Here is a 23,333-nt window from a genome sequence, read left to right as displayed (position 1 = left end):
GCCTCCAGCCCGTCGACCAGCAACGCGAAGTCGATGTCGTCGCCCGTGGTGCCATGCTTGCGCGAATCCTTCTCCAATGCCGCAAGCTGATCCTCGAAGATCTGCTTGGTGTCGGAGAGCAGCCGGCCGATCAGCGTCGACTTGCCGTCGTCGACCGAGCCGCAGGTGAGGAAGCGCAGCAGCGACTTCTTCTCCTGCGCGGCCATGTAGTCGCGGATCGAATCGGTCGGGGCGAGGCTCTTGGCCATGATGTGGCGCATTATCAGAAATAACCCTCGCGCTTCTTCTTTTCCATCGAGCCTGCCTCGTCGCGGTCAATGAGGCGGCCCTGGCGCTCGGAGGTGCGGGCAGTCAGCATCTCGCCGACGATGGCTTCCAGCGTGTCGGCTTCCGATTCGATCGCGCCGGTCAGCGGATAGCAACCCAGCGTGCGGAAGCGCACGAGGCGGTTTTCGACCGTCTCGCCCGGACGCAGTTGCATGCGCTCGTCATCCTTGAGGATAAGCATGCCGTCGCGCTCAACCACCGGCCGCTCCTTGGCGAAATAGAGCGGCACGATCGGGATGTTCTCCTGCAGGATGTACTGCCAGATGTCGAGCTCGGTCCAGTTGGACAGCGGAAAGACCCTGATCGACTCGCCCGGCGCGATGCGGGTGTTGAAGATCTTCCACATTTCCGGCCGCTGGTTCTTCGGGTCCCAGGCATGCTGGGCGTTGCGGAAGGAAAAGATGCGTTCCTTGGCGCGTGACTTCTCCTCGTCGCGGCGGGCGCCGCCGAAAGCCGCGTCGAAGCCGTATTTGTCGAGCGCCTGGCGCAGCGCCACGGTCTTCATCACATGGGTGTGGGTGTTGGAGCCGTGGTCGAAGGGATTGATGCCCTCGCGCACGCCATCCTCATTGACATGGACCAAAAGGTCGAAGCCGAGCTTCTGCGCCATCTGATCGCGAAAGGCGATCATCTCGCGAAACTTCCAGGTGGTGTCGACATGCAGGAACGGGAAAGGCGGCTTGGCCGGATAGAAGGCCTTCATCGCCAAGTGCATCAGCACGGAAGAATCCTTGCCGACCGAATAGAGCATCACCGGCTTGGAGAAAGAGGCCGCGACCTCGCGGAAGATATGGATGGATTCGGCCTCGAGCCGCTGTAGATGCGTGAGCGCGATATTCATGGAGCGTCGAGCGTTCTCTCGTGCCGTCGAGCGGAAATCTTGCATTGCAGGCGCAATCCCATGCCGCCCGGGCGCAAATTTCACTTCGGACAAACTGTTTCGTGCGGGCGTTCTAACAGATCGGCGCCGCGGATAACAATGCAAGACCCGCGCGGCGCGAGGCCATTATAGAACGAATTTTCCAAGCATGGCCGGCAACACGGAAAATCCTGCCAGAACTGTCGAAACGCGGAAGCGGGGAAAGGCCGTGGCCTTCATAGAATTCCGGGCTCCCGATCTTCGCCGGATCGAGGGTTTCTGTCGGAACCTTGTCGACCGCACTATCGCGGGGCGGCGCCAGCCGCTATACCGGCTCGGGGAACGGGCAAGGCGCGGCAAACGGAGATCGGCGGGGCGGCCTTTGGCTGGCTCGATGGAGATCCGGGCGCAACCTGGAAATTGCGAAGCGAAGCATTGAATCCGTTTACAAAGCTCCGGCGCCACCTCACGCCCGCCCAGATCAATTTCTATTTCTCGATCGTCTGCTTTTTTTCGCCGCCGGTGCTTGGATCGCTGGTCAGCATCACCTTCAACGCCGGCGGCGTGTGGTCCGTGCTGCTGCTCGCCATAAAGCGGCGGCGCTTCAACATCGACGGGCCGATGCTCGCCTTGACCACGGCGATCTACGCCTATTGCGCGGCCATGGTTCTCGCTTCGGTCGTCAACGGCAGGCTGGCCGCCGATTTGCGGTTTTTCCTGCCGCTGATCACCTTCCTGCTTTTCCCGATCTCCTATTCGACCTGGAGCATCACCGAGAAGACCGCCCTGGCACGCATCGCCATCCTGGCAAGCGCCGCGGCCTGCTTTGGCGCGCTGGCGATCGCGGTATTCCAGTATCACTGGCTCGGCATGAGGGCCGAGGGCGGCGCTGGAAACGCGATCGTCTTTGCAACCACGACCTGCCTTGCCGTCATGTTATGCCTGGCCGGCGCGCTGTCCGGCATCGAGAAACACTGGAAGCTGTTGGTCCTGGCGGCGATGGCCGGAGCCCTGGCGGTTGTCTATTCGGCGTCGCGCATGATCTGGGTCGCCATGCCGATGGCCGGCATCGCCGTGCTTCTCGTCAATCGCCGCCGGTTCACCAACGCCAGCATGGCGCGCTTCGCGGTGATCGGCGTCGTGGTCGCCCTGGTGATCGCCGCCATCGGCTCTCGCGTCATCATGGATCGAACCGACTTTCTGGTCAGTGACTGGGACGCGCTGAATGCCAATGACGACCATTCGACGGCGCTCGGCCTGCGCGTGGCGATGTGGGAAATCGGCTTTGCCGCGGTTCGCGAGATGCCGATTTTCGGTCATGGCATCTCGGCGAGCCGCGCGCTGATGAAGCAGGGGTTTCACGAGCAGTTCGGTCTAAGCGCGGGCTTCAGCCATTTTCACAACGGCTTCCTGACGGCGATGGTCGAGGCCGGCCTGCTGGGGGCATTGGCCCTGGCGTCGATCTTCATCGTTGCCGCATGGAACGCGGCAAGGACGCTGCGCCTCCGCGTCGATCCGGTGGAGCGGTTCGGCGCGACGATGATCCTTGTCGCGGTCATTACCTATCTCACCGGCGGAATGGCGGGCATTCTCGTCGGCCACGATATCCTCGACGCGACGCTGATGGTGTTCCTGATTGTGGGAACTTACCTTGCGTCCGGGCGCACGATTGCCCCGACCGGGGAGAGCGCGCCCGCCATGGCGCCGGGCGCCAGCCCGCAACCATGAAGGTCCTGGTCACCGGCGCGACAGGCCTCGTCGGGCGCCGGGTCGTCAGCCGGTTGCGCGAAGCCGGATTCGACATACGGATCGCTTCGCGCCTGCCGCAACGGCTGGCAGGCACGAACGATGCCGTCGCGCTGCCCGGCGCCGATGCGCCGCGGGAAGCCTTCCTGGCGCTGATGCGCGACGTGACGCATGTCGTCCATTGCGCGGCGCTCAACAATGATCGCGGTGCCGGCGCGGCCGACTTCCGGACGGTCAATGCGACGCTGACCGGACGGCTCGCCCAGGCCGCCGCCACGCGCGCCGACGGGCGCTTCATCTATCTCTCCTCGATCCGCGCCGTGGTGGGCGCCGGCTTCAGCGGCACCATCGACGAAGCCACGCCCCCTGCCCCGCAATGCGCCTATGGGCGCTCCAAGCGCGAAGGCGAGATCGCAATGCTGGAGGCTTTTGCAACGGCCGGACGCGACGGCGCGACGGCGCTGCGGCTGCCGCCGGTCTATGGCGAAGTCATGAAGGGAAATCTGCGCGCGCTGATACGATTGGCGGCCACCGGCCTGCCATTGCCGACAGGCGCCCTGACGGCGGTTCGTTCGCTCGTCTCGCATGACGCCGTGGCCGGCGCCGTGGCGCATCTTTTGACCCGTCCCGCGCCGCCGCGCCCGATCTATGTGCTCGGCGACGCTTCGCCGGTTGCGATGTCCGAAATCATCACCGCGTTCCGGCGCGGATATGGCCGGCCCGCCCGGCTTCTGCCCATGCCCGCCTGGCCGCTCCGGATGCTGGCCACGCTCGCCGGCAGACAGGCCACCTGGCAGGCTCTGATGGCGACGCAGGTCTGCGATTCGTCGTTGCTCGCCTCGGAAGGCTGGGAACGGGAGGCCGACACGCTCGGCCGGCTTGAGGAACTGGCACGACAGGGAAGCGGCCCGTCGCATCCGTGAACGGTCAATCGCGCTAAGCGGATATTCGTGGATATTATCCCACGAATATCTGCTTAGATTCCCTGGTTTCTCGCAGGTTTTGATCGCAAAACTGCGGGACACTTTTGCGGAACCTGCTTAGGCGCGGAAGAATGTGCCCAGCAATATCTTGAGGTCCAGGCCGGTCGAAGCGGCCTTGGTGTAGACCGCATCGGTCTCCGCGCAAAGTCTTGGATCGGACATGTCGATCCCCTTGATCTGCGCCAGCCCCGTGATGCCCGGAAGTGCTGCAAGCACGCCCAACTCCTTGCGCCGTTCGATCAGTTTCGTCTGCGTCGGCAGGCATGGACGAGGGCCCACAAGGCTCATCTCGCCCTTGATCACGTTCCAGAGCTGCGGCAATTCGTCGATCTTGGTTGCGCGCAAAACCTTGCCGACCGCAGTGACCGAACCGGCCGGCGCCTCATGCGTGGGCAAGGACGGCGTTGCGCGATACATGGTGCGCAATTTGCGGCAGGCAAAGAGGACTCCTCCCCGGCCGACGCGGATCTGCGAGAAGATGGCCGGGCCGGCCGACGTTGTCCGGATTGCCAGCATCGCGACAAGCAGGACCGGCGACGTCAGCGCCAGCATCGGAACAGCGACCGCAAGGTCGAGCGCGCGCTTCGCCGTCATGGCTCAGATCCGGCGACGAAGGCCGAGCCATCCATGCCCGTGAGAATGGGGACGCGCTGATCTGGTCACGGTTTCAGAACCATTCAATTGCCGACGTTCGAGCAGGCTTCAATGACCAATTGCAGGTGCGCGACACAGGTTTAAAGCACACTATGCGCTTCAAGTTTTTGATTTTATGCATATTTTTATCACGAAACCGGTTTCCACTTTCGGGAGACATGCTTAGCCGATCTGCCCGGCCGCTTTCGGCGCCGCCTCTTCGCGCAGGCCGCCAATGTCTTCCCTGTAGAGTCCGGCCAGGATGGCAAGCGCCGCGGCCTTGTCCCGGTCGTGCATGGCGGCCACCAGCGCCGGCAGGGCCACCTCGATCCTGGGCCATTCGACGACGCCTGTCCTGAGGCCGAAGATCTTGGCGATGTCGAGCTTGACCACCTCCTCGTTCTCGGCGTGCAGCGTCTCGTGCAGCTTCTCGCCGGGCCTGATGCCGGTGAAGCGGATCGGGATGTCGGTGTAGGGGCTTTTGCCGGCCATGCGGATCATGGTTTCGGCGACTTCGAGGATCGGCACGGGCTTACCCATGTCGAGCATGTAGATGGCGTAGTCATCCGCGCCCTGGCGCTGCTCGGCATCGGCGGCGGACATGATGACGAGGTCGACGGCCTCTGCCACGGTCATGAAATAGCGGGTCATGCGCCGGTCGGTGATGGTGACCGGACCGCCGGCCTCGATCTGCGCTTGGAAGATGGTCGCCACCGAGCCGTTGGAGCCGAAGACATTGCCGAAGCGCACGGCGATGAATTTCGTGCCCGAACGACGCAAATCGGGGGCGCCGGCGTGGCCGTTCGCCGCGCCGGCGCGCGGCGGCGACGCGGCCTGGGCCTCATGCAGCGAAGAGACGATCTGTTCGGCCGCCCGCTTGGTGACGCCCAGCACCGAGGTCGGGTCGACAGCCTTGTCGCTGGAGATCAGCAGGAACTGCGGCACCCCGCATTCGGCGGCGATCTCGGCGCAGGCAAGCGTGCCGAAGACATTCGTCTCGATCGCCGCTTCCCAATTCTCCTCGAGCAGCGGCACGTGCTTCAGCGCCGCGGCATGAAAGATGATCGCGGGTTTGAACTCGGTGACGAGGCGCGTCATGTGAGGCCGGTCGGTGACGTCGACGATGCGGCTGGTCAGCCGCTCGCGGTCGCCGTCATTGGTCTGCTGATCGAGCTGGAAGATGCCGAACTCGGAATTGTCGGCCACCAGCACCGCCTCGGCGCCCAGTTCCAGCGCGCGCTTGACCAGCACGCGGCCGATCGAGCCGGCGCCGCCCGTGACCATCACGCGCTTGCCGCCGACGAAGGTGCCGATGCGCGCGGTGTCGGTGGCGACCGCCGAGCGGCGCATGATGGTTTCCATTTCGACGGCGTCGAGAACCAGCTTGCCGCCCTGCCCCAGTTCCGACAGGCCGGAAAACTGGACGACGCCGATGCCGCTGTGGCGGGCGACGCGCACCAGCTCGGCATAGTCCTCGATCTCGCGCTCGACCCCTTGGCCGAAGATCAGAAGATCGAGGTTTTCCGTGCCCTTGACATAGTCTTCCAGCACCTCGACCAGGCGCGGCCTGACCGCCACGACCGGGACGCCCTGGATCTGCGTGCCGAGCGGCGCGTCGCTCTCGGTGGCCATGATGCCTGCGATGGCGTATTCGGCGGGCTGGGCCGTGCGGGTGAAGCGCACGATCACATCCGCCTCGCTCAACCGGCCGATGAACAGCGCCTGCTTGGTCGAGGCATCGCCGGCCGCGCGGCGCAGGATGCGCCAGCTCGCGCCGTCGCGCAGGAAGCGATAATAGAGCCTGGGCGCCGAGATGATGGTGAAGGAGACCAGGAAGAAGACGATGAACTGGCGCTCGTTGAGGCCCATGACAGGCTGGAAGAAGAAGCGGAAGCCAAGCGAGGCCAGATAGAGGACCACCGTCAGGCTGCCGCAGCCCTTCAAGATGTTGAAGAAGTCGGGCGTTGAGGCAAAGCGCCAGACGGTGTTGTAAAGACCACAATAGCGGAACAAAAGATGGGCGATGAGCACGATGAGCGCCCAGCAGGCCAGCCCGCCGGGGGAGAACGCGTCGAACGACAGCCGCGACTGCGAAAGGGTGAGGCTAAGCGCCACCGCGACCAGGACCATGACGAGATCCTGGACCATGATGATGGCGCGCCGCATCCTCGGTCTGAGTTCCGATACGGCTTCTACATAGGCGGTCATTGGGTAGTACTGAACTCCAGGCGTGAGGCCATGCATACCAGAACCGCGCCGGACCGACCATCGTCCGCCACTACTCTAGATTGCAAAATCCGCAACCCCGTCACCCGGCTACCGCATTAGCGCGGAGCGGGCGGGAGAGCCAGAAGTTTTTTGCGGGAGCGCCGATCGGCCAAGTGTCATGAGCTCAGCAGGCGATAGTGCGACAGTAATAAAATGTCAGGCTCTTCATTGAACCGGGCAGACGGTGCTCGGCCTGGCCGTTCAACCTTTGCGGTTCTCGAACTCGCGGTAGAGTTCGGCGTAGGATTTCCCCATCCTTTCGGCGGTGAATAGGCGAACGTAGCGCTCGCGCGCGGCTCGTCCCCAGTTCGCCGCCTCGGTCGGCTGCTCGACCAGCCGGTTGATCGCTTCGGCAAGCTGTACCGGGTCCGATGGGGGAACGACCAGCCCGGTCTGGCCGGGTTCATTGACGTAGCTTGTGCCTGTGCCGATTTCACAAGAAATCGCCGGTTTGCCGCACATGGCCGCCTCGACGAGCGAAATACCGTAGGCCTCCGATCTCTGATTCGAAGGAAAGACAAAGCCAAGGCAGTTGCGGAGCAGCGCCATCTTGCGCGGCTCGGCGATCTCGCCAAGGAAAATCACGTTGTCGCGGCCCAGCGTCTTTGCCTGTTGTTTAAGTTCGCGCTCGACCGGGCCCGAGCCGGCAATGACGATCTTGCACCGCGCCTTACCGGCTGCCTGGATCAGGACATCCAGCCCCTTGTAGTAGCGCAGGACGCCGACGAACAGCACGAAGGGCTCGGTGACCGCCGATCGACACCAGGCGTCGTCGGCCTCGCTTGGCGTTGGATAGGCGCCCTCGTCGATGCCGATGGGGATGACCTTCGATTTGGCCTTGAATGCCCTCAGAACAGGACTCGACTCGAGATAGTTCGGCGATGTCGCCACGATCGTGTCGACAGCCCCGAGGAAGCGCATCATCAAGGGCCGGTAGAAGGGCAGGATGAGCCGCTGTTTGACGATGTCGGAATGATAGGTGACGACAGCCGGCTTGCCGTGGCCGGATTGGAAATGAACGATATCCATGAATGGCCATGGGAAATGGTAGTGGACCAGGTCGGCCCCTCCAGCGAGCACACGGAACTTTCGAAAGGCTTCACGCGAAAATCCGGTCGACGCCAACTCGAAATCGAGCCTGGCCTTCACGGCCATATGTCCATCAAGGCGTCGGGTGTTTTCCTCTGGTGTCCGGCTCAGTGACAGCACTTCGGTTTCGACGCCATAAGCAGCCGTGCTTTGAGCGATGGCATGGATCGTCCGCTCTACCCCGCCGAAGGTATCGGGCCAGTAGGTCTTGAAGAAATGCAGGACTTTCACGCGCTGGTCTTCCGTCTTTGCCCGATGGCTTGCTCGAAGATCCGCAGCATGCCCTTGGCGTGATTTTCCCAGGTGAAGCGCCCGGCATTGCTGAGCGCGCCGGCGGCGATCCGCTTGCGGAACTCGGTGTCCGTACTGAGCCGGTCGAATGCGTTGGCGATCGCCACCGGGTCGTTCGGGTCGACAAGGACGGCACTGTCTCCGGCGACTTCAGGCATTGACGACGTGTTCGACGTCAGCACCGGCTTGCCGAAGGAATGAGCCTCGACGATCGGAAAGCCGAATCCCTCATAGAGCGACGGCATCGCCAGGAACAGGCAATTCGCGTAAAGCGTGGCGAGCACGCCATCGTCGACGAAGCCGGTAAACTTGATATTCGCCTCGAGCCCACCGGCGCGCACGAGATCGGCCAGGCCCGTCTGTTTCCATCCCTTGCCGCCGACGATGACAAGGTCGCAGCCCGCGCGGGTGCCGTCCGACAGCAGGCCAAAGGCCCTTATCAGATTGGCGAGATTCTTCCGCGGCTCGAGCGTGCCGACAAAAAGCGCGTAGGGCCTAGTGATGCCGAGCAGCTCCAAGCTCGAAACATCGCCAGGAGTCGGCAGTGTAGCCGTACCTGGAAAGACCGTCGGGACCGGCGATTTCAGCCAAGGAAACTCGGCCATCAACGCGCTTGCCGTGGCCGTCGAATCCGCAACCACGACATCGGCAGTCCGCAATGCCGGCTTCATCAGCAAGCATTCGCCCATCAACGTGCGGGTTCGCATGGTGCGCGCGGCATGCCGCCAGACAAGATCGTGAATTGTGACCACCCTTGCGATGCGGCTATCGAGAACGAAGGGCAGCCGATGCGAAGGCCCCCAGAGAACCTCCACGCGGTTGCGCCGCGCCAGCGAGGGTAGCACCGACTGCCCCCAGAAGATTCTGGCGAGAGGCCCTGTGAAGCCGGCAGACTGCACGGAAACACCAGGCGGAATGTCGTAGCTTTCGCTGACCACGTCCGGCGCGTAGACCACCACATCGGCGCCCTGTGCCGCCAAAGCCTTGATCGCATTGTGGACGAACCGGCCGATGCCATCGGTGGGCGATCTCAGGTTTCTGCCATCGATGGCGATTTTCAATATTTTCTCCGGAATGAATGGACCACTGATTCCGGACATTTGCATCGCGAAAAGGGCCAGCGTTGGGCGCGCAATCCGCCCGGAGAGCGAGACTAGCCCTAACATACACTGCGCTAATTTGGTAACGTGAAGGTGGAAAGATAGTCTCGGCTGGTGAAAACCGCTTGCACCTCGGCCTCACGATGGTAGAGGCACGATAGCCCAACCTTCCCAATTCGAGAGCGGTCTTCTGCCAAAGCTGATTATCCAGATTCCCTGCTACAACGAAGCCGAAACCCTGGCGATAGCGCTGAGCGATCTGCCGCGGGCCGTCCCAGGCTTCGGCAGCGTCGAATGGTTGGTGATAGATGACGGAAGCACGGACGAAACGGTCAGGGTCGCCAGGGAAAACGGTGTCGATCACATCGTGAGGCACACCAGCAATCGTGGTCTTGCTTACGCCTTCATGACGGGCATCGAAGCCTGTTTGGCCCGGGGCGCGGACGTCATCGTCAACACCGATGCCGACAACCAGTATCATGCAGCCGACGTTCCGGCCCTCGTCAATCCGGTGCTGGAAGGGCGCGCGGATATGGTTATCGGCGCCCGGCCAATATCGGAAATCGAGCATTTCTCCCCGATCAAGAAGCTCCTGCAGAAGATCGGCAGTTGGGTGGTTCGGGTCAGTAGCGGAACCGACGTGCAGGACGCGCCGAGCGGATTTCGCGCCATCTCGCGAGATGCCGCGCAACGGCTGATGCTGTTCAACAGCTACACCTATACGCTGGAAACCATCATCCAAGCCGGCCGCAAGAACATGCGCGTGGTTTCGGTGCCGATCCGCGTCAACGGCGATTTGCGGCCGTCGCGGCTGGTCAAGAGCATTCCATCCTACATAAAGCGCTCGATCTTCACCATCGTGCGCATCTTCGTCATCTACCAGCCGGCGCGCTTCTTCGGCATTGTCGCTGCGTTACTTTTCGGACTTGGCTTCCTGCTCGGCCTGCGCTTCCTGTATTTTTATCTGACCGAAGGTGTCAGCGGCCACGTCCAGTCTGTCGTGTTGGCGGGGGCGCTCATGGGCATGGGCTTCCAGTCCCTTCTGGTCGCCTTTCTGGCTGACGTGATAGCCGCCAATCGCAAGCTTCTCGAAGACATTCGCTACACGCAACGGTCGACCCAAGGCGAAGGCACCAAGACTTTCGCACGCGACAAGGAAGCGGCATAGGCCGATGAAAGTAGCCGGCGGACAAGCGGAGGACGGTATCGTCATAGGAAACACCTATGACAAATATGGCACGCGAAACCCTATCGCCCGCCGGATGGTGCAGGGCTTCGAGAGTTCTTTGTCCGGCCTCGTCTCCAAGGTCAATCCGGGCAGCATTCATGAGGTTGGATGCGGAGAAGGGTACTGGGTCATGCGCTGGCTTGCTCAGGGCATCAATGCGAGCGGCAGCGATTTCTCCACCCAGGTCATCGGCATGGCACAGGAGAACGCCCGCGCACGCGGCCTGGCGCCTGAGCGCTTCGCTGTCCGCAGCATTTACGACGTTGAGCCGGAGCGTGACAGAGCCGACCTGATCGTGTGCTGCGAGGTGATGGAGCATCTCGAGGAGCCCCAAAAGGCGCTGCAAGCGCTGCAGCGCATCACAACCTCGGACCTTATCCTGAGCGTGCCGCGGGAACCGCTTTGGCGCGTGCTCAATCTGGCGCGCGGGAAATATGTGTTGGCCCTTGGCAATACGCCGGGCCATCTGCAGCACTGGTCGCAGGGCGGTTTCGTCTCGTTGGCGTCACAATTTTTCGACGTCGTGGAGATTCTGGCGCCGCTGCCATGGACGATGCTGCATTGCAAGTCGAAGAAAAGACGCTGACATGGCGCTCAGCCCGAGCGCCAGGATATGGCTCAATCGCGTTGGGGCTTTCCTAGGATTGGCTGGTGTTGTTTTCGTGGGGATCAGGCTCCATGGCTACGCTGGCGAGATCGACTTGCGCCGAATGGGAGCTGGCAGCTACGCCGCTATCGCGGCCTTGGCCGGAGTCTATGGAGCGTCGAACCTGCTGCTGGCCCTCGGCTGGCGACATCTTATGCACCACCTTGGCATTTCCGTTTCGCGGTCTTGGGCGACCCGGACCTATGCCATCTCGCAACTCGCCAAATATGTCCCAGGCAATATTTTCCAGTTTGCGGGCCGACAGGCGATCGGCCTGGCCGCCGGCATCGGCAATGGTCCACTAGCCAAGTCTACTGTTTATGAGCTGGCCTTTCTTATTGTTGGCGGACTTCTCTTCTCGCCGCTTGTGTTGCCGCTGGCTCTTCCTGGGTTGCCGAATTGGTTCGGTTGGATTTCTTTCGTCGGGGGGGTGGCTATCGTGCTTTGGCTGGCCATGCGCATGGGGGGAGCGGATTTTGGCGCGGCCGCCGCCTTCTACCTCGCCTTTCTCGCGCTCTCAGGCTTGGTTTTTGCCATAGCGAGTGATCTCGGCGGCGGTTCCTGCGGCATCGCGCTCTATCCGGCGATAGCCGGCGCCTACGTGGTTGCCTGGCTCGTGGGGCTTGTGACACCGGGCGCCCCGGCCGGCATCGGCATCAGGGAGGCGATACTGATGGCTCTCCTCGGCGGCTTCAACGCCGAGCCCGTTATCCTGATGGCAGTGGTGATCGGGCGGGTGATTACCGTTCTGGGCGATTTTTTGTTTTTTGCCGGCGGCCAGATCGCCGGGCATTTCTATCGGGTGGGCGATGAACGAAACTAGCGGAACCACATTCTACAAGGTCGGTTTTGGCCTGCTGGCCGCGATAGCGCTTTTCTTTGCGCTCTTTGTCAATGGCGCCCTTCCCGGTCTGATGGTGCCTACGACCGGGCAAGCCATCTGGATGCTGGGTTTCGCGCAGTCCTTCGCGAATGGCCTCTCAATTTACGCAACAAATTTTGGGTTACCGAGTCCTGCCCCGATCTCCTTTGGGCTCGCCGCGGCCCTGCCGACTGCGCTCTTCTTGAAGATAGGCATCCCTCCGGCCGATGCGTACTCGTTGACATTCGCCATCTGGTTTGGCGTTGCCTTCTATGGCGCATACCGGTTTGTGCGACATATCGGAGGACGAAGCGGTATTTCGCTTCTATGCGCCCTTCTATGGCTTACGGCGCCAGTCATATGGGTGCACGCAGATTACTCAATGGTCTCCCTCGGAATCGCGCTTTTGCCTGCCTATTTCTACACCGCATTGCAATTGGTGTATTACGAGAGAAAGCTGCCATCGTTCATTTTGTTCATCGCTGCCGCGTTGTCTGCGGTCTTCATGGATGGCTATAGCTTCATGATGTTTGCTTGCGCGACCGCCGTCCTGCTGACGGTCGCGTTTGCTTTGCGCTCGGTGAAGCGTATGGAGTTATTATACAAGACATTTCCAATGGTGGCGGTAGGATTTGCTGTTTCTTATTTTCTTTACAAAAGCTATGTCGGGAAGGCGATCTTTGAAAAAGATGATCTAGATCTTTTTCGAGCCTTCGGCGCAAACATAGAGTTCTTCTTTTTACCAACTCGCGGCATTCTGTGGCTTTCTGACCTTTTCGGTTTCAGCGCGATCCGTGAGGAAAAGAGCTACTTCGGCGATGCTTCAGTACTTTGCGCCTCATTTGCACTGGTCTCGATCGTCGCCGGAGCTTACGCCTTGGCGACGAAATCGTCGGACGCCAGGCTGAAGGCGACATTCCTGCTTGTCGCCGTTTTCGGTTTCTATATGGCTTTGGGACCGTCGTTCAAATTGAATATCCTGAAGCCCAACGGTGTCGGTACCTTGATGCCTCTCCAATACGCACCGTGGCGAACCGGAACGGAGTGGCTGTCATATTTGCCCGGGTTCAGCAACATGCGGGCCAGTTACCGTTGGGTGGCGCTCGGCATGTTTGGAGCATGGGCATTGCTTGCGCTACACGTAGCAAGTCGCCGTGTGCAGTCCGGCGCTACTATTGCAATCATATTGGCCGGTATTGCCTTTAACATCCCTGCCCCCGGGGTTATGACGGCCAACACTGATTCCGAACAGGCGATCGACGAGATAGACCGCTACATCGAAAACCTGAAGCCAATCTTTCAGCCCGGTGAGAAAGTTGCTTTTCTGCCATTTCGAAACGATTTCTTCGTCAACTACATGGCAAGCAAGTTGAATATCAGCACCTATAACGTTGGCGGGGATAAGAATCTTACCATTGCGATGGAAAATTGGCCCGACACGATGCTTGCGTTCGAAGCCGGCAAGACAGGCCCAGATTTCGCAAAAAGAATTCTTTGGCTGCTCACGCAAAAGGATGCCGATGTTGCAGCGATACCCTACATAGATCTGCTGTGGGCTGCGCATCAATGGCCGTACCCGCCACAGTACTTCGACGAAATGCAACCCTATATAGACGAGATTCGATCATCAGGGATGGTGGATATCTCCGGAACCGAAAATTTCACTTTCGTCCGCCTTAAACCAGAATTTCGCCGCCTATCCAGCGAAGAGCTTTCAGAGCTCTCCGCTAAACATTTTTGCAAAGAAGGGATTTCCCTTTTCTTGTCCTCTCCGGCGAAGTTTTCCGACACTGGCGCTGTTTGCGGCAATGGATGGGTCGGCGCCGAGGACTGGGGCCGTTGGACGATCGGCAAGCACGCTACCCTTCATTACCATCTCCCCGCCGACAGCGGGCGCAGTGTTCTCGAGTTTGACGCCCAGGGCTTCGTTGGCGGTAATCTAGCGGATCAGAAGATCGAGATTAGCATCAACGGCAAAAAGTCCGATGAATGGGAGTTCACGATTGAAGCGCCGCGTAGGATAGAGCGGCTTGAATTGCCTCAAGGTGTTGGCATCTTGGACTTATATTTCTCCATACCTAACGCGAAATCCCCGAAAGACGCCGGGGTATCGAGCGATCTTCGCCCTCTTGGTCTGGGTCTCATTGCAATGTGCTTGACCAAGGCAGACGAGCCCTGTCTTCAGCCTTGATCGACCCCTGACACTTCAGCAACACGCGGCAAAGAAGCGGACTGTCCATACATCGGCTTTGCCGCTGAACGACGAAGCTGATCGTGAGTGGCCCGGCAACCGGTGTGGATTTGCCGAGAGCTAAGCGCGGAGGGATTTCCACTCAGCAGAGTCGCGGATGATGGCCACAAGCGCGTCTCGGCTTTGGCGAACCAAAATGTCCAAGCTCATTCGGAAGCCGGATGGATCCACAGGCCGACCGAGTTCCTCGAAATAGACGTTGTGGACAAATTCCTCATTGGAAAGTTCCTCGGTATTCCTGGCGAACTCAACATCGAACAGCCAGCCATCCTTGACCGAAGCATGACTTATCGCCAAGCTTACCTGCTTCCCAGCATCCACCAGCGTCAAGGCAGTATGTCCAGCGAGATGATAATCGCCGTTGTATGCCTGGGTTCCATAGACCATGTTGACCAAATGGGCATGCGCTTGGATGGAGAACCATCCCTTTCCGGTTCCCATCCGCAGCATGTCGAAAAGGCTTGGAAGTCGAACCTTTAGCCGCCCATGAGCCGATAGGAGTCTTGCCCACTCCTTGAGTGCCGGCACTTGCTTTGCTCGCTCGATGTGCTCGAGCACGTCCTGCGCGACAATGATATTGTAGTGGCCGCTTGGCAGTTCATGCAAATCCAAGATATCGGCAACGTAGTCTGGTTTATGAAAGTCGTGAAGGTCAACGTTAAGGAAACCTTCCCGGATATCCCAGCCACATCCTAAATTTAGCTTCTTATAATGGAGCAAATCCGGCCGGATTTTTGCAAGCGTATTTGGCACATCAACCTCCACCTTGTTGTCCTTTGAACCGACGTCGTGACTGCTAGCCTTGCGTCACGGTACGTGCAACTATTTGTTATGGCGCTGAAGGAATCTTGCACCGCATTTTCGGAGCCTGAAGCGCCCGCGCACTAGGACAGCGTCTACCGGCGAACGGTTTGCGCGACTTGCCCGACAAATCCGCTCCTGCCCTGCCGGCAAGAGCGGACGCAACAGAGTACGGTAATTCGGGGAGCTTACATCAGTTGCGCTCCCAATCAGAACGCAAGGCTCTTTATGGAGGCTGGATAGTCCCGCAAAACGTTTTCCCAAGTCAAATTGCGCACATCATCAAAACGTCTTTCGGACTTCTTTCCGTACAATAGGATATCCCTGGTAGCCCTCTTGAACTCTACTGGATCGTCCGCAATGCTAATTCCAGGTAGAGCCTTGTACTCCTCGAACCCGCAAAAACTTTTAGACGTACCGACGATCGGCTTCAAAGAAAGCAGAGCCTCTGCCGTCTTCAAATTGGATCCACCACCTGAGGTTACCGGCAAAACAACAACTTCTGCCAGCGCGAACAAGGCGTTTAAAGCATCTTCTTCCTGACGCCCGATCAGCAATGTCGTCTCGGCAAATATCGATCTATTCGACGAGTATAGAGAAGACGACATAATAAGATCACAAACCCCTCCCACGACCACCAACCTCGCGTCCGGCGGTATACATCCTGGAGCAGGTAGAAACATTTCCCAAAAACCTTGCGCGTTCGGCGGATGCGCGCTGCCGGTAAAGACAGCAACCTTGCGGTACTTGAGTTCGTGCCGCCAGGAGCGTAACAGGCTCTCGGAAGCGTTGCGGCGTATGTGGCCGTTGCCGAAGACGCAAATCCTCTTCGCCCCCCACCCGGCATAAACATCTGCATCATGTTGGGTGCAAGCAACGACCAGATCCGCCGCCGCGACCAATTCCCGTTCGAGCTTCTCTGCCTCTTTTCGATCGGCAGGGGATGCCATGAGCTGCGATTCGACATTCTGGCTTGAGTAGACGATCTTCGCTCCCTCCAGACCGCCTTCCTTGAGATCCGACAGCAATGCTGCGTGCCAAGGCTGCTCAAATATTATTATTTTCGGCGAACAGCGCCTGATCCTCTCCAGGAGAATCCGCCTGTACGAGGGATCCAAATTGAATATCGAGTGCGCGTGAAGGTCCTGCTTTCGCCCGTCGGAAAGAAGCGCAGTATGCAATTCTCTACCAAAAGCAAACTCGCTTTCACCTCTATCGAATTCTGGATAGGAAACGCTCGAGAATATCGGCAAATAGTCAACCCGCATGCCACTTTCGACAAGTGAGTCAACAAGAGCTCTTACTCGCCTTTGTCCGCCATGATATGGTTTACTAATCGGATAAATACCAATATACGAAACATCATAGCTCATGATAAATCTTTCGTTGGTATATTTAGACCGATTCCAGGCATAGCGCCACTCGACTGAAGCATGTGCCGAACAATCGGAGCGGTGAACTTGTCCCACGCATACGGCTTATACCCAATTCTTATCGCTTTTGACTTATCCTCCAGCGCGCTAAAATCGAACATGTACTGTTCGATTTTTTTCAGCCATGCTACGCCATCCAGTGTATCGATATGATCCGCCAACCCCTGACCTGCTTCCTCTATGGAAGAACCCACCGACGCTATGCACGGCTTTCCGAAAGCCAGACTTTCGGCCACCGTCATGCCAAAACCTTCGTAGTGGGACGGGAATATTGTAAACGCACAATTTGCGTAGAGCCAACGCAGTTGGTCGTCGCTAACATTATTGAAGTGGACGATATGGCGCCCTCCTATGACCGGGTCTTGGGAGATCCTTCCCATGAGGCTCTCAGTGTCCCAACCCAGCTTACCGGCAAAAACAAGAGGAAATAACTTGGCACCGTGCTTTGCCGCAAGGCGACGCCACAGATGGTAGGCAAAGTCATGATTCTTCCGTGACTCAATTGTACTGACAAAGAGGACAAACTTACCGGGGTCGAGCCTCTCGGAGCCTGGGATGCGCGGACCCTCCCCAGTGCTAGGATCAGTGTCATGAACAAAGCGTGCAGGACCTAATCTGCAGACTTCCACCTTACTTTCGGGAATCGGAAGGTAGCCGCATGCGTCAGCATACTGCCTGAGATCACGGGCAGTGCTATCGGATATGCAGAAAAAATGATCGCAAGACCAAAGTAGGTAGTGAAGACAAGCGGCAAAATTCTGCGCAGCGCCGGATTCAGAGAATTGACGGACAACAATTGGAATAAGGTCGAACAAAAGCAGCTTTACGCTAATGTTGCCTTTGGAACTCTCCCTCCAAAGCCATTTGGCTTTGCTTCCCTCCCAGAAAACTCCAGGCAGTAGTATAGTGGCAACTTTGTCGATCTGCACCGGCGTCGAGCCCGGTGGAGGTGCACTATGTACCAAAGCCATGCGAAGGCCACCGAGCGATCCTCTTAGGTCAATGGTGGGGCCGGCGGTCCAGAATTTTGCTATTCGGGTTAAAGATTCAAAATCAATCACATCATAGTTGCCAGCCACATATTGCTTGGCCCAAGTCGCGGCTTTTATGCGCCACTTACTGAATCTGGAAGCCCGCCCCATCATATAGTTAGCGAATAAAAGGCCTGCCAGGAAAGTTTTGGGAAAAGACTTCCCATAACCCAAGTCGTTCAGCTCCTGCTTATCCGAAAGTTCCTTTTCTTGTAACGAAGAACTTCCAGATGAGGTGGAGTTCGTGATCATCTGAATCACGGTATCTTGGGGAATCTCACTGTATTTTTGAGTTTCTTCTGAAAAAAAGCCAAAAATCACGTTCTGCGGAGATTCGGCGAGGAAATGTCTCGCTATTTCATGTTCGCATCGAATTATACCGACCGGAGGAGAAGATCGGTGACGCCAGCTTGTGCTGAGATCAACAAGGATAAGGCCTCGCGAAGGTAACGAAACGGCAGCCGGCGGGTTGGCTGACTCTGGTTTTGGCATGGCCGCTGTCATGGTGTCGACGCTGAGATTTTCGGGAGCAAGAGCGGGCCTCCTACTTGGAAAGCTTCGAAATTAAGCCAGAAACGCGCCTAATTACTTTTTGCACAATTGTCGACTCGAAAGCAGAGAGCTTCTGGTGGGCTAGAGTAATCTCTGCCTCTAGGATACCCTTGCGGTGCGCAAGAGAAGCAACCTCTGCCTCTAGGTTCCCCGTGCGGTGCGCAAGAGAAGCAACCTCTGGCTCTAGGCTCCCCGTGTGGTGCGCAAGAGAAGCAATCGCATCTCGAAATCCGTCAATTTCATTCTGCATCGACTGCGCTTGGTCGGTGAAGCTTGCGATCCGTTGGTGAAGCTGATCGGTGTGTGACGTCAGTTCCGCCCTGGCTGCGCTTAGACCGGCGATCTCGTCATCGGCCGAACCGAGCCATTGCCTAATCCGTCCGGTGTCGGCCGGATGCTGCTGTGATGTGCTTTGGACAAAGCCAGCAAGCGCTTCTGGGCCTTCCTTAGCACGCTTCCTTGCCAGGCAGGCATAATCGCGCGCCACCTCGAACATGAGGTGGACGCTGCGCTCGATCGGCCCCGCCTCGATCATCGGCGCGCCGTTAAGCCTCACGATCGCTGTCTCCTCAAAGCCGGCCTGCTCCACCAGGAATTCAAGCAGGGTCGGCGGCAGGGGACTTCTATGTGTCGGGTCCAAATGAAAAGTGTGCGTGCCAACCGAGACATTTTCGGGATTGGGCGTTTCCAGGATCAGTAGGCCGTCGCGGGTCAATACCCTCCGGCATTCATCGAGCAGCCCGATCAGATAATCTGTCGGCACGTGCTCGACCATATGGAAGGCCGAAATGACCGCCACACTGTCGTCCGGCCTGCCGACAAGATGTTCGAGCGCGTCCTGCAATTCTATTTTGAGGCCGTTGTCGGTGGCCTCCTGCGCCATGCGCGCATTCGTGTCCACGCCGGTGGCTTCCAGCCCGGCCTCTGCGAGTACCTCCAGCCATTCACCGCGCCCGCAGCCGAGATCGATCGCAAGGGTCGGTCCCTCAGCCTTTCGCGGCACCTGCGCCAGCAAGGGCTGGTAGATCTGAAGCCGCTCCTTGACGTGCTCTCTCGATCCGCGAAAGCGGTCCTCGAAGGCCTTGTACAGATCGTCGAAACTCTTCTTCATCGGACAATCTCGAACGCGTGCTCAAGGCGGCTTGTCCCGACAAAGAAGGGACGGTCCGAATTGACGACGTCGAAAACCTCGACGTTTTCTATCCAGTCGAAATTGCTGTCGATGTGGACGTCTCCCGTGTGCAGCGCGATCGACAGGCCGTATGAGCCTTGGCCCAGGGCGCAGGTAAGGCGCAGGCGGCACTCGATGTCGTCTCCTGCGGCGACATCGGAAAGCACCTGACCTGTGTGCCAAGTGTTTGTCCCCCAGACGGTGTGGCCGGTACGGTCCTTGAGCATGATACCAACAACAAGTTCCGGAATGTCTTGCTTCGCGATAATTCTCGCCCGGACCGTCATGGACCGCCCCGAGATCGCGGTCTTTATCGGGGCTCCGCTTTCGCTGTCAGTCAGCACCACGGATTCGACCGCAGCCGCCTTGTTCCCGCTGCGACTATAGAGCCATTCATCCCTTTGGCGCCGCTGCTCGATGGTCAGCTTGTCGTTTTCCTTGGCCGCTATCAGCGCATTGTAATAGTCGACCACCTCGTCGGGTGGCCCGTCCTTCAGAACATGGCCCTTGTCGAGCAGGATCACCCTGTCGCACAATGATCTCACATCGCCCATGCTGTGGGTGACGAGGATAATCGACGTGCCCGCGGCCTTGAAGCTGCGTATCCGATCGAAACTCTTGTGCTGGAAATAGCTGTCGCCGACCGAGAGCACCTCATCGACGATCAGCACCTCCGGACGTTCGGCGGTGGCAAGCGCAAAGGCCAGCCTCGCCTGCATGCCGCTGGAATAAGTCCGTAGCGGCTGGTCGAAGAATTCACCGATCTCGGCGAAGTCCTCGATTTGGGGCATAAGCTCTGCCAGGCGGGATTGCGAAAGTCCCATCAGGCCGCCGGCATGAAAGGCGTTCTGGCGGCCGGTAAACTCCGGATTGAAACCCAGCCCGAGCTCGAGAATGGCGCTGATGCGGCCTGCCACCTGCGCGGTGCCCTCGGTCGGCCGCACGGTGCCGGTGATCATCTTCAGAAGCGTGCTCTTGCCGGCGCCGTTCTGGCCGATCAGGCCAACTGCCTCTCCCGCCATCACGGAAAAGGAGACCCCCCTCACGGGCCAGAATTCCTCCATCGGCTTCACCGGCGCGCCAAACCAGCCGGCAAACCTTTCGAGGCTGCTTGCGTAGTTCGCATAGCATTTCGACAGATGACTAACGGAAAGCACGGTCATGTCTACAGCACGTCGATCAGTTCGGGGCTCGCGCGCCGGAAGAAGACAATCGCGAAAGCCATGCTCACCAGTCCCAACGCAGCAGGCATGGCCAGGCTTTCCGCACTCGGCCAGCGGTCGAACAGCAAGGCGTCTTGGTATAGCGCCGTCAGCGGCGCGAGTGGATTCAGGTTGAGCAGGAAAGCGTATTGTTCCGGCAGCACGTTCGCCGGGTAGACAATCGGCGTCAGCCAATACCAGAGCTGCAGCACGATCAACATGACCTGAGCAACGTCGCGAACGAACACATTGACGACACCGAGGATGACGCCGAGACCGAATCCGATGGCTGCGATCAGAACAATCCCGATCGGCAGCAGGATCAATGCACGACCCGGCATGTGTCCCAGGAAAATAAAGATGACGAAGATGGCAACCAGCAGCAGCAGGTGATTAATCAGCGCCGTGCCTCCCACGATGATCGGCAGGCACAGTCGCGGAAATGCGATCTTCTTCATCACCGGCGCCTGTTCGATAAAGACGGTCATGCTGCGCGTCAGTATCTCATTGAACAACGACCAGGCGGCCATGCCGGACAGGAGGTAGATCGGATACGCCGCCGGGATGTCCGTGTCCGGAAGCCGTGCCTTGAGAACCTCCGAAAGCACGATCGAGAAGATGAGCGCCTGCGCCAGCGGATGGAGGAGGAACCAAAGGCCACCCAGGCGCGAGCGCACGAAACGCCCTTTCAGATCGCCCCTGATGGAGGAAAGGATGAAATGGCGATATTGCCACAGGCTTCGGAACATAGGTTGACCTTTTGCACGCGGTCGTCAGCGGAGGCTAGACATCCGACGCCAATACCCCAAAACATCGGCTAATGTTTGCTCAAACGGCACCAGAGGCACCCAGTTCAGCCTTTCGCGTGCCCTTGATGCATCACCATAAGCAGCGGGGATCTCGTTCGGTCGGAGCTTTGCCGGGTCTTCGCGCACGTCGATGGCCATGCCCGACTGTGCAATGAGCGCGTCGAGGATGTCCCGAATTCTGCGGGGTCGCCCGGACGCGATGTTATAGACGCAGTCAGGGCCGGTCTCGAGGTCCTGAACCGCGGCGGTCGCGTAGGCGCGCACGACATCACGAACGTCGAGGAAATCGCGCTCGGCTTCGAGATTTCCGACATGAATGACAGGATCGCGCTTGCCCGACATGATTTCGGCGACCTGGCGCGCGAAATCGGAAACCACATAGGTGTCGGACTGGCCAGGTCCGGTGTGATTGAACGGGCGAAAGCGGATGGCGCGCAGGCCGTCATAGGACATCTGGCCGATCATCAGGTCTGCTGCCGCCTTGGTGGCGCCGTAGACGTTAACCGGCCGGAGCGGTGCGTTTTCCGTCAGAGGACCAGCCGCGTCCTGGAAAGAAGCTCCATAGGCTTCGGAGCTGCCCACATAAACGAACCGGGCCTCCGGAGCATGGCGCATCACGGATTCGGCCAGATTCATCGTTCCCGTCACATTTACGTCCCAGGCATGCCGCGGCGCATTGCGCGCATCGGAAGGAGCAGCGACCGCGGCCAGATGAACAAGCGCGGTGGGCTGTATTTCGCGAATGGCATCATCGATCGTCTCCCGGTCCCGCAAATCGATCGGGTTTCGCCGCCCTTCGCCTTGACCAAGCTCGAACACCTTGCAGCCAGCGTGCTCCCGCTCCAGCAACTGCAGCAGCGCCGTTCCGACAAACCCGCTGGCGCCTGTTACAAGGATGCGATGCGTCAACATACCGACCATGTTGGCAAAAATGACTTTCCGATCACCCGCGGCTCGGCGGATTGGAATGGCGTTCCAGATCCGCGTCCACCATCTCGCAGATCATCTCTTCCAGCGAGATTGTGACTTCCCAGCCTAGCTTTTGCTTGGCCTTGGCCGGATTGCCGAGCAGCACTTCGACTTCCGCCGGCCGGAACAGGTCGGGATCGATGACAAGATAGTCATCCATCTTCAGGCCCACGTGCTCAAACGCGATCCGGCACATGTCGCGCACGGTCGTCGTCCTGCCTGTGGCGACGACGTAATCGTCGGGTTTGTCCTGTTGCAGCATCAGCCACATGGCGCGGACATAGTCCTTCGAATGGCCCCAGTCGCGCTTGGCGTCGATATTGCCGAGCCGCAATTCCTTGGCCATGCCTTTCTTGATCCGCGCCACCGCGTCCGTCACCTTGCGGGTCACGAATTCGATGCCGCGCAGTGGCGATTCGTGGTTGAACAGGATGCCGCTCGAGGCGTGGATGCCGAAGCTTTCGCGATAATTGACGGTGATCCAGTGGCCATAGAGCTTGGCGACCGCGTAAGGGGAGCGGGGGTAGAAGGGCGTAGCCTCCGACTGCATCGGCTCCTGGATAAGACCGTACATCTCCGACGACGAGGCCTGGTAGAAGCGCGCTTCGGGAATTTCGAGGCGTAGCGCTTCCAGCACATTGGTGACGCCCATGCCGGTGACGTTGCCCGTCAGGATCGGCTGCTGCCAGGACGATTTGACGAAGGATTGAGCGGCGAGGTTGTAGACTTCGTCCGGCCTTACGTCGCGCATGGTTCGCGCCAGGCCGGACAGGTCCGTCAGGTTCCCGTCGACGATTCTGACATCCTTCTCGATGCCGAGCCATTTCAGGCGCGTCGTGTTGACGTCGGCCGTGCTCGAGCGCCGTGCAAGTCCGTGGACCTCGTAACCCTTGGCAAGCAAAAGCTCCGCCAGGTAGGCGCCGTCTTGCCCGGTAATGCCGGTTATCAATGCTGTCTTTGTCATCAATGCTCTCGATACTATTGTTCCGCTCCGGCTCCGCGAGCCGATGAATCGTCAGGCCCGGCCATAAACGTCATCGAACCGCACGATGTCGTCTTCGCCGAGATATTCCCCGCTTTGC

Annotated in this window: 20 protein-coding genes; 6 read left to right on the top strand and 14 right to left on the bottom strand. The window is 59.2% G+C overall.

What is annotated here, in order from left to right; translation table 11 throughout:
* Together EOD07_RS01530 and cysD are read right to left on the bottom strand one after the other, a co-directional pair.
* On the bottom strand, window positions 1–260 hold a 260-nt coding region (locus EOD07_RS01530; protein WP_245469755.1), incomplete at its 3' end, for a GTP-binding protein.
* Between the two features lie 2 nt (window positions 261–262).
* On the bottom strand, window positions 263–1,168 hold the full coding sequence (gene cysD, locus EOD07_RS01525; RefSeq protein ID WP_245469753.1) for a sulfate adenylyltransferase subunit CysD: 906 nt from the start codon (window positions 1,166–1,168) through the stop codon (window positions 263–265).
* 453 nt (window positions 1,169–1,621) lie between these two features.
* Between cysD and EOD07_RS01520 the strand changes: the two genes are divergently transcribed.
* The gene (locus tag EOD07_RS01520; protein ID WP_127233664.1) at window positions 1,622–2,914 is read left to right on the top strand and encodes an O-antigen ligase family protein; all 1,293 of its coding nucleotides are present in this window, start codon (window positions 1,622–1,624) and stop codon (window positions 2,912–2,914) included.
* The gene (locus EOD07_RS01515; protein WP_127233663.1) at window positions 2,911–3,855 is read left to right on the top strand and encodes an NAD-dependent epimerase/dehydratase family protein; all 945 of its coding nucleotides are present in this window, start codon (window positions 2,911–2,913) and stop codon (window positions 3,853–3,855) included. The genes EOD07_RS01520 and EOD07_RS01515 overlap by 4 nt, the downstream gene beginning before the upstream one ends.
* A gap of 117 nt (window positions 3,856–3,972) precedes the next feature.
* On the opposite strand, the gene EOD07_RS01510 is transcribed toward EOD07_RS01515, so the two are convergent.
* The 4 genes from EOD07_RS01510 to EOD07_RS01495 all read right to left on the bottom strand — a co-directional run bounded on the left by EOD07_RS01510 (window position 3,973) and on the right by EOD07_RS01495 (window position 9,257).
* Window positions 3,973–4,509 carry a sugar transferase gene (locus tag EOD07_RS01510; RefSeq protein WP_127233662.1) on the bottom strand — a complete coding sequence of 179 codons (537 nt, stop codon included), beginning with the start codon at window positions 4,507–4,509 and terminating at the stop codon, window positions 3,973–3,975.
* Window positions 4,510–4,731: 222 nt separating this feature from the next.
* Complete coding sequence (locus EOD07_RS01505; RefSeq protein WP_164772021.1) at window positions 4,732–6,756, bottom strand: nucleoside-diphosphate sugar epimerase/dehydratase; 2,025 nt, start codon at window positions 6,754–6,756, stop codon at window positions 4,732–4,734.
* A gap of 261 nt (window positions 6,757–7,017) precedes the next feature.
* Window positions 7,018–8,136 carry a glycosyltransferase gene (locus tag EOD07_RS01500; RefSeq protein ID WP_127233661.1) on the bottom strand — a complete coding sequence of 373 codons (1,119 nt, stop codon included), beginning with the start codon at window positions 8,134–8,136 and terminating at the stop codon, window positions 7,018–7,020.
* Complete coding sequence (locus EOD07_RS01495; protein ID WP_127233660.1) at window positions 8,133–9,257, bottom strand: glycosyltransferase family 1 protein; 1,125 nt, start codon at window positions 9,255–9,257, stop codon at window positions 8,133–8,135. Before EOD07_RS01495 ends, EOD07_RS01500 begins: the two co-directional genes overlap by 4 nt.
* A gap of 196 nt (window positions 9,258–9,453) precedes the next feature.
* On the opposite strand from EOD07_RS01495, the gene EOD07_RS01490 reads away from it, so the two are divergent.
* Genes EOD07_RS01490 through EOD07_RS01475 form a run of 4 tightly spaced genes read left to right on the top strand, consistent with a single transcriptional unit; the run spans window position 9,454 to window position 14,223 of the window.
* Complete coding sequence (locus EOD07_RS01490) at window positions 9,454–10,464, top strand: glycosyltransferase family 2 protein (protein ID WP_127233659.1); 1,011 nt, start codon at window positions 9,454–9,456, stop codon at window positions 10,462–10,464.
* A 4-nt stretch (window positions 10,465–10,468) separates the two neighbouring features.
* Window positions 10,469–11,110 (top strand): class I SAM-dependent methyltransferase, encoded by a 642-nt coding sequence (locus EOD07_RS01485; protein ID WP_127233658.1) that lies wholly within the window; start codon window positions 10,469–10,471, stop codon window positions 11,108–11,110.
* Window position 11,111: 1 nt separating this feature from the next.
* The gene (locus tag EOD07_RS01480) at window positions 11,112–11,993 is read left to right on the top strand and encodes a hypothetical protein (protein WP_127233657.1); all 882 of its coding nucleotides are present in this window, start codon (window positions 11,112–11,114) and stop codon (window positions 11,991–11,993) included.
* The gene (locus EOD07_RS01475; protein ID WP_127233656.1) at window positions 11,980–14,223 is read left to right on the top strand and encodes a hypothetical protein; all 2,244 of its coding nucleotides are present in this window, start codon (window positions 11,980–11,982) and stop codon (window positions 14,221–14,223) included. Before EOD07_RS01480 ends, EOD07_RS01475 begins: the two co-directional genes overlap by 14 nt.
* Window positions 14,224–14,343: 120 nt before the next feature.
* On the opposite strand, the gene EOD07_RS01470 is transcribed toward EOD07_RS01475, so the two are convergent.
* From EOD07_RS01470 to gmd, 8 genes are all read right to left on the bottom strand, one after another.
* Window positions 14,344–15,048, bottom strand: coding sequence for a methyltransferase domain-containing protein (locus EOD07_RS01470; protein WP_127233655.1), 705 nt, complete (start codon window positions 15,046–15,048; stop codon window positions 14,344–14,346).
* A gap of 245 nt (window positions 15,049–15,293) precedes the next feature.
* Window positions 15,294–16,457 (bottom strand): glycosyltransferase, encoded by a 1,164-nt coding sequence (locus EOD07_RS01465; protein ID WP_127233654.1) that lies wholly within the window; start codon window positions 16,455–16,457, stop codon window positions 15,294–15,296.
* The gene (locus EOD07_RS01460; protein ID WP_127233653.1) at window positions 16,454–18,052 is read right to left on the bottom strand and encodes a glycosyltransferase family 1 protein; all 1,599 of its coding nucleotides are present in this window, start codon (window positions 18,050–18,052) and stop codon (window positions 16,454–16,456) included. Before EOD07_RS01460 ends, EOD07_RS01465 begins: the two co-directional genes overlap by 4 nt.
* A 40-nt stretch (window positions 18,053–18,092) precedes the next feature.
* Entirely contained in the window at window positions 18,093–19,211 is a 1,119-nt protein-coding gene (locus EOD07_RS01455) for a class I SAM-dependent methyltransferase (RefSeq protein WP_245469751.1), read from the bottom strand.
* Window positions 19,208–20,434 (bottom strand): ABC transporter ATP-binding protein, encoded by a 1,227-nt coding sequence (locus tag EOD07_RS01450; RefSeq protein WP_127233652.1) that lies wholly within the window; start codon window positions 20,432–20,434, stop codon window positions 19,208–19,210. The genes EOD07_RS01455 and EOD07_RS01450 overlap by 4 nt, the downstream gene beginning before the upstream one ends.
* 2 nt (window positions 20,435–20,436) lie before the next feature.
* Complete coding sequence (locus EOD07_RS01445; RefSeq protein WP_127233651.1) at window positions 20,437–21,222, bottom strand: ABC transporter permease; 786 nt, start codon at window positions 21,220–21,222, stop codon at window positions 20,437–20,439.
* 24 nt (window positions 21,223–21,246) lie between these two features.
* Entirely contained in the window at window positions 21,247–22,203 is a 957-nt protein-coding gene (locus tag EOD07_RS01440; RefSeq protein WP_127233650.1) for a GDP-mannose 4,6-dehydratase, read from the bottom strand.
* A gap of 22 nt (window positions 22,204–22,225) precedes the next feature.
* Window positions 22,226–23,215, bottom strand: coding sequence for a GDP-mannose 4,6-dehydratase (gmd, locus tag EOD07_RS01435; protein WP_127233649.1), 990 nt, complete (start codon window positions 23,213–23,215; stop codon window positions 22,226–22,228).
* Between the last annotated feature and the right edge of the window lie 118 nt (window positions 23,216–23,333).

Source organism: Mesorhizobium sp. M2C.T.Ca.TU.002.02.1.1, from assembly GCF_003997225.1.
This window is presented reverse-complemented; position numbering and strand designations above follow the sequence as displayed.

Coding starts and splice junctions, on each gene's coding strand:
- cysD (WP_245469753.1), bottom strand. CDS start 1,168: ATGAATATCGCGCTCACGCATCTACAGCGGCTCGAGGCCGAATCCATC.
- EOD07_RS01515 (WP_127233663.1), top strand. CDS start 2,911: ATGAAGGTCCTGGTCACCGGCGCGACAGGCCTCGTCGGGCGCCGGGTC.
- EOD07_RS01510 (WP_127233662.1), bottom strand. CDS start 4,509: ATGACGGCGAAGCGCGCGCTCGACCTTGCGGTCGCTGTTCCGATGCTG.
- EOD07_RS01505 (WP_164772021.1), bottom strand. CDS start 6,756: ATGACCGCCTATGTAGAAGCCGTATCGGAACTCAGACCGAGGATGCGG.
- EOD07_RS01485 (WP_127233658.1), top strand. CDS start 10,469: ATGAAAGTAGCCGGCGGACAAGCGGAGGACGGTATCGTCATAGGAAAC.
- EOD07_RS01480 (WP_127233657.1), top strand. CDS start 11,112: ATGGCGCTCAGCCCGAGCGCCAGGATATGGCTCAATCGCGTTGGGGCT.
- EOD07_RS01475 (WP_127233656.1), top strand. CDS start 11,980: ATGAACGAAACTAGCGGAACCACATTCTACAAGGTCGGTTTTGGCCTG.
- EOD07_RS01465 (WP_127233654.1), bottom strand. CDS start 16,457: ATGAGCTATGATGTTTCGTATATTGGTATTTATCCGATTAGTAAACCA.
- EOD07_RS01460 (WP_127233653.1), bottom strand. CDS start 18,052: ATGACAGCGGCCATGCCAAAACCAGAGTCAGCCAACCCGCCGGCTGCC.
- EOD07_RS01455 (WP_245469751.1), bottom strand. CDS start 19,211: ATGAAGAAGAGTTTCGACGATCTGTACAAGGCCTTCGAGGACCGCTTT.
- EOD07_RS01450 (WP_127233652.1), bottom strand. CDS start 20,434: ATGACCGTGCTTTCCGTTAGTCATCTGTCGAAATGCTATGCGAACTAC.
- EOD07_RS01445 (WP_127233651.1), bottom strand. CDS start 21,222: ATGTTCCGAAGCCTGTGGCAATATCGCCATTTCATCCTTTCCTCCATC.
- EOD07_RS01440 (WP_127233650.1), bottom strand. CDS start 22,203: ATGGTCGGTATGTTGACGCATCGCATCCTTGTAACAGGCGCCAGCGGG.
- gmd (WP_127233649.1), bottom strand. CDS start 23,215: ATGACAAAGACAGCATTGATAACCGGCATTACCGGGCAAGACGGCGCC.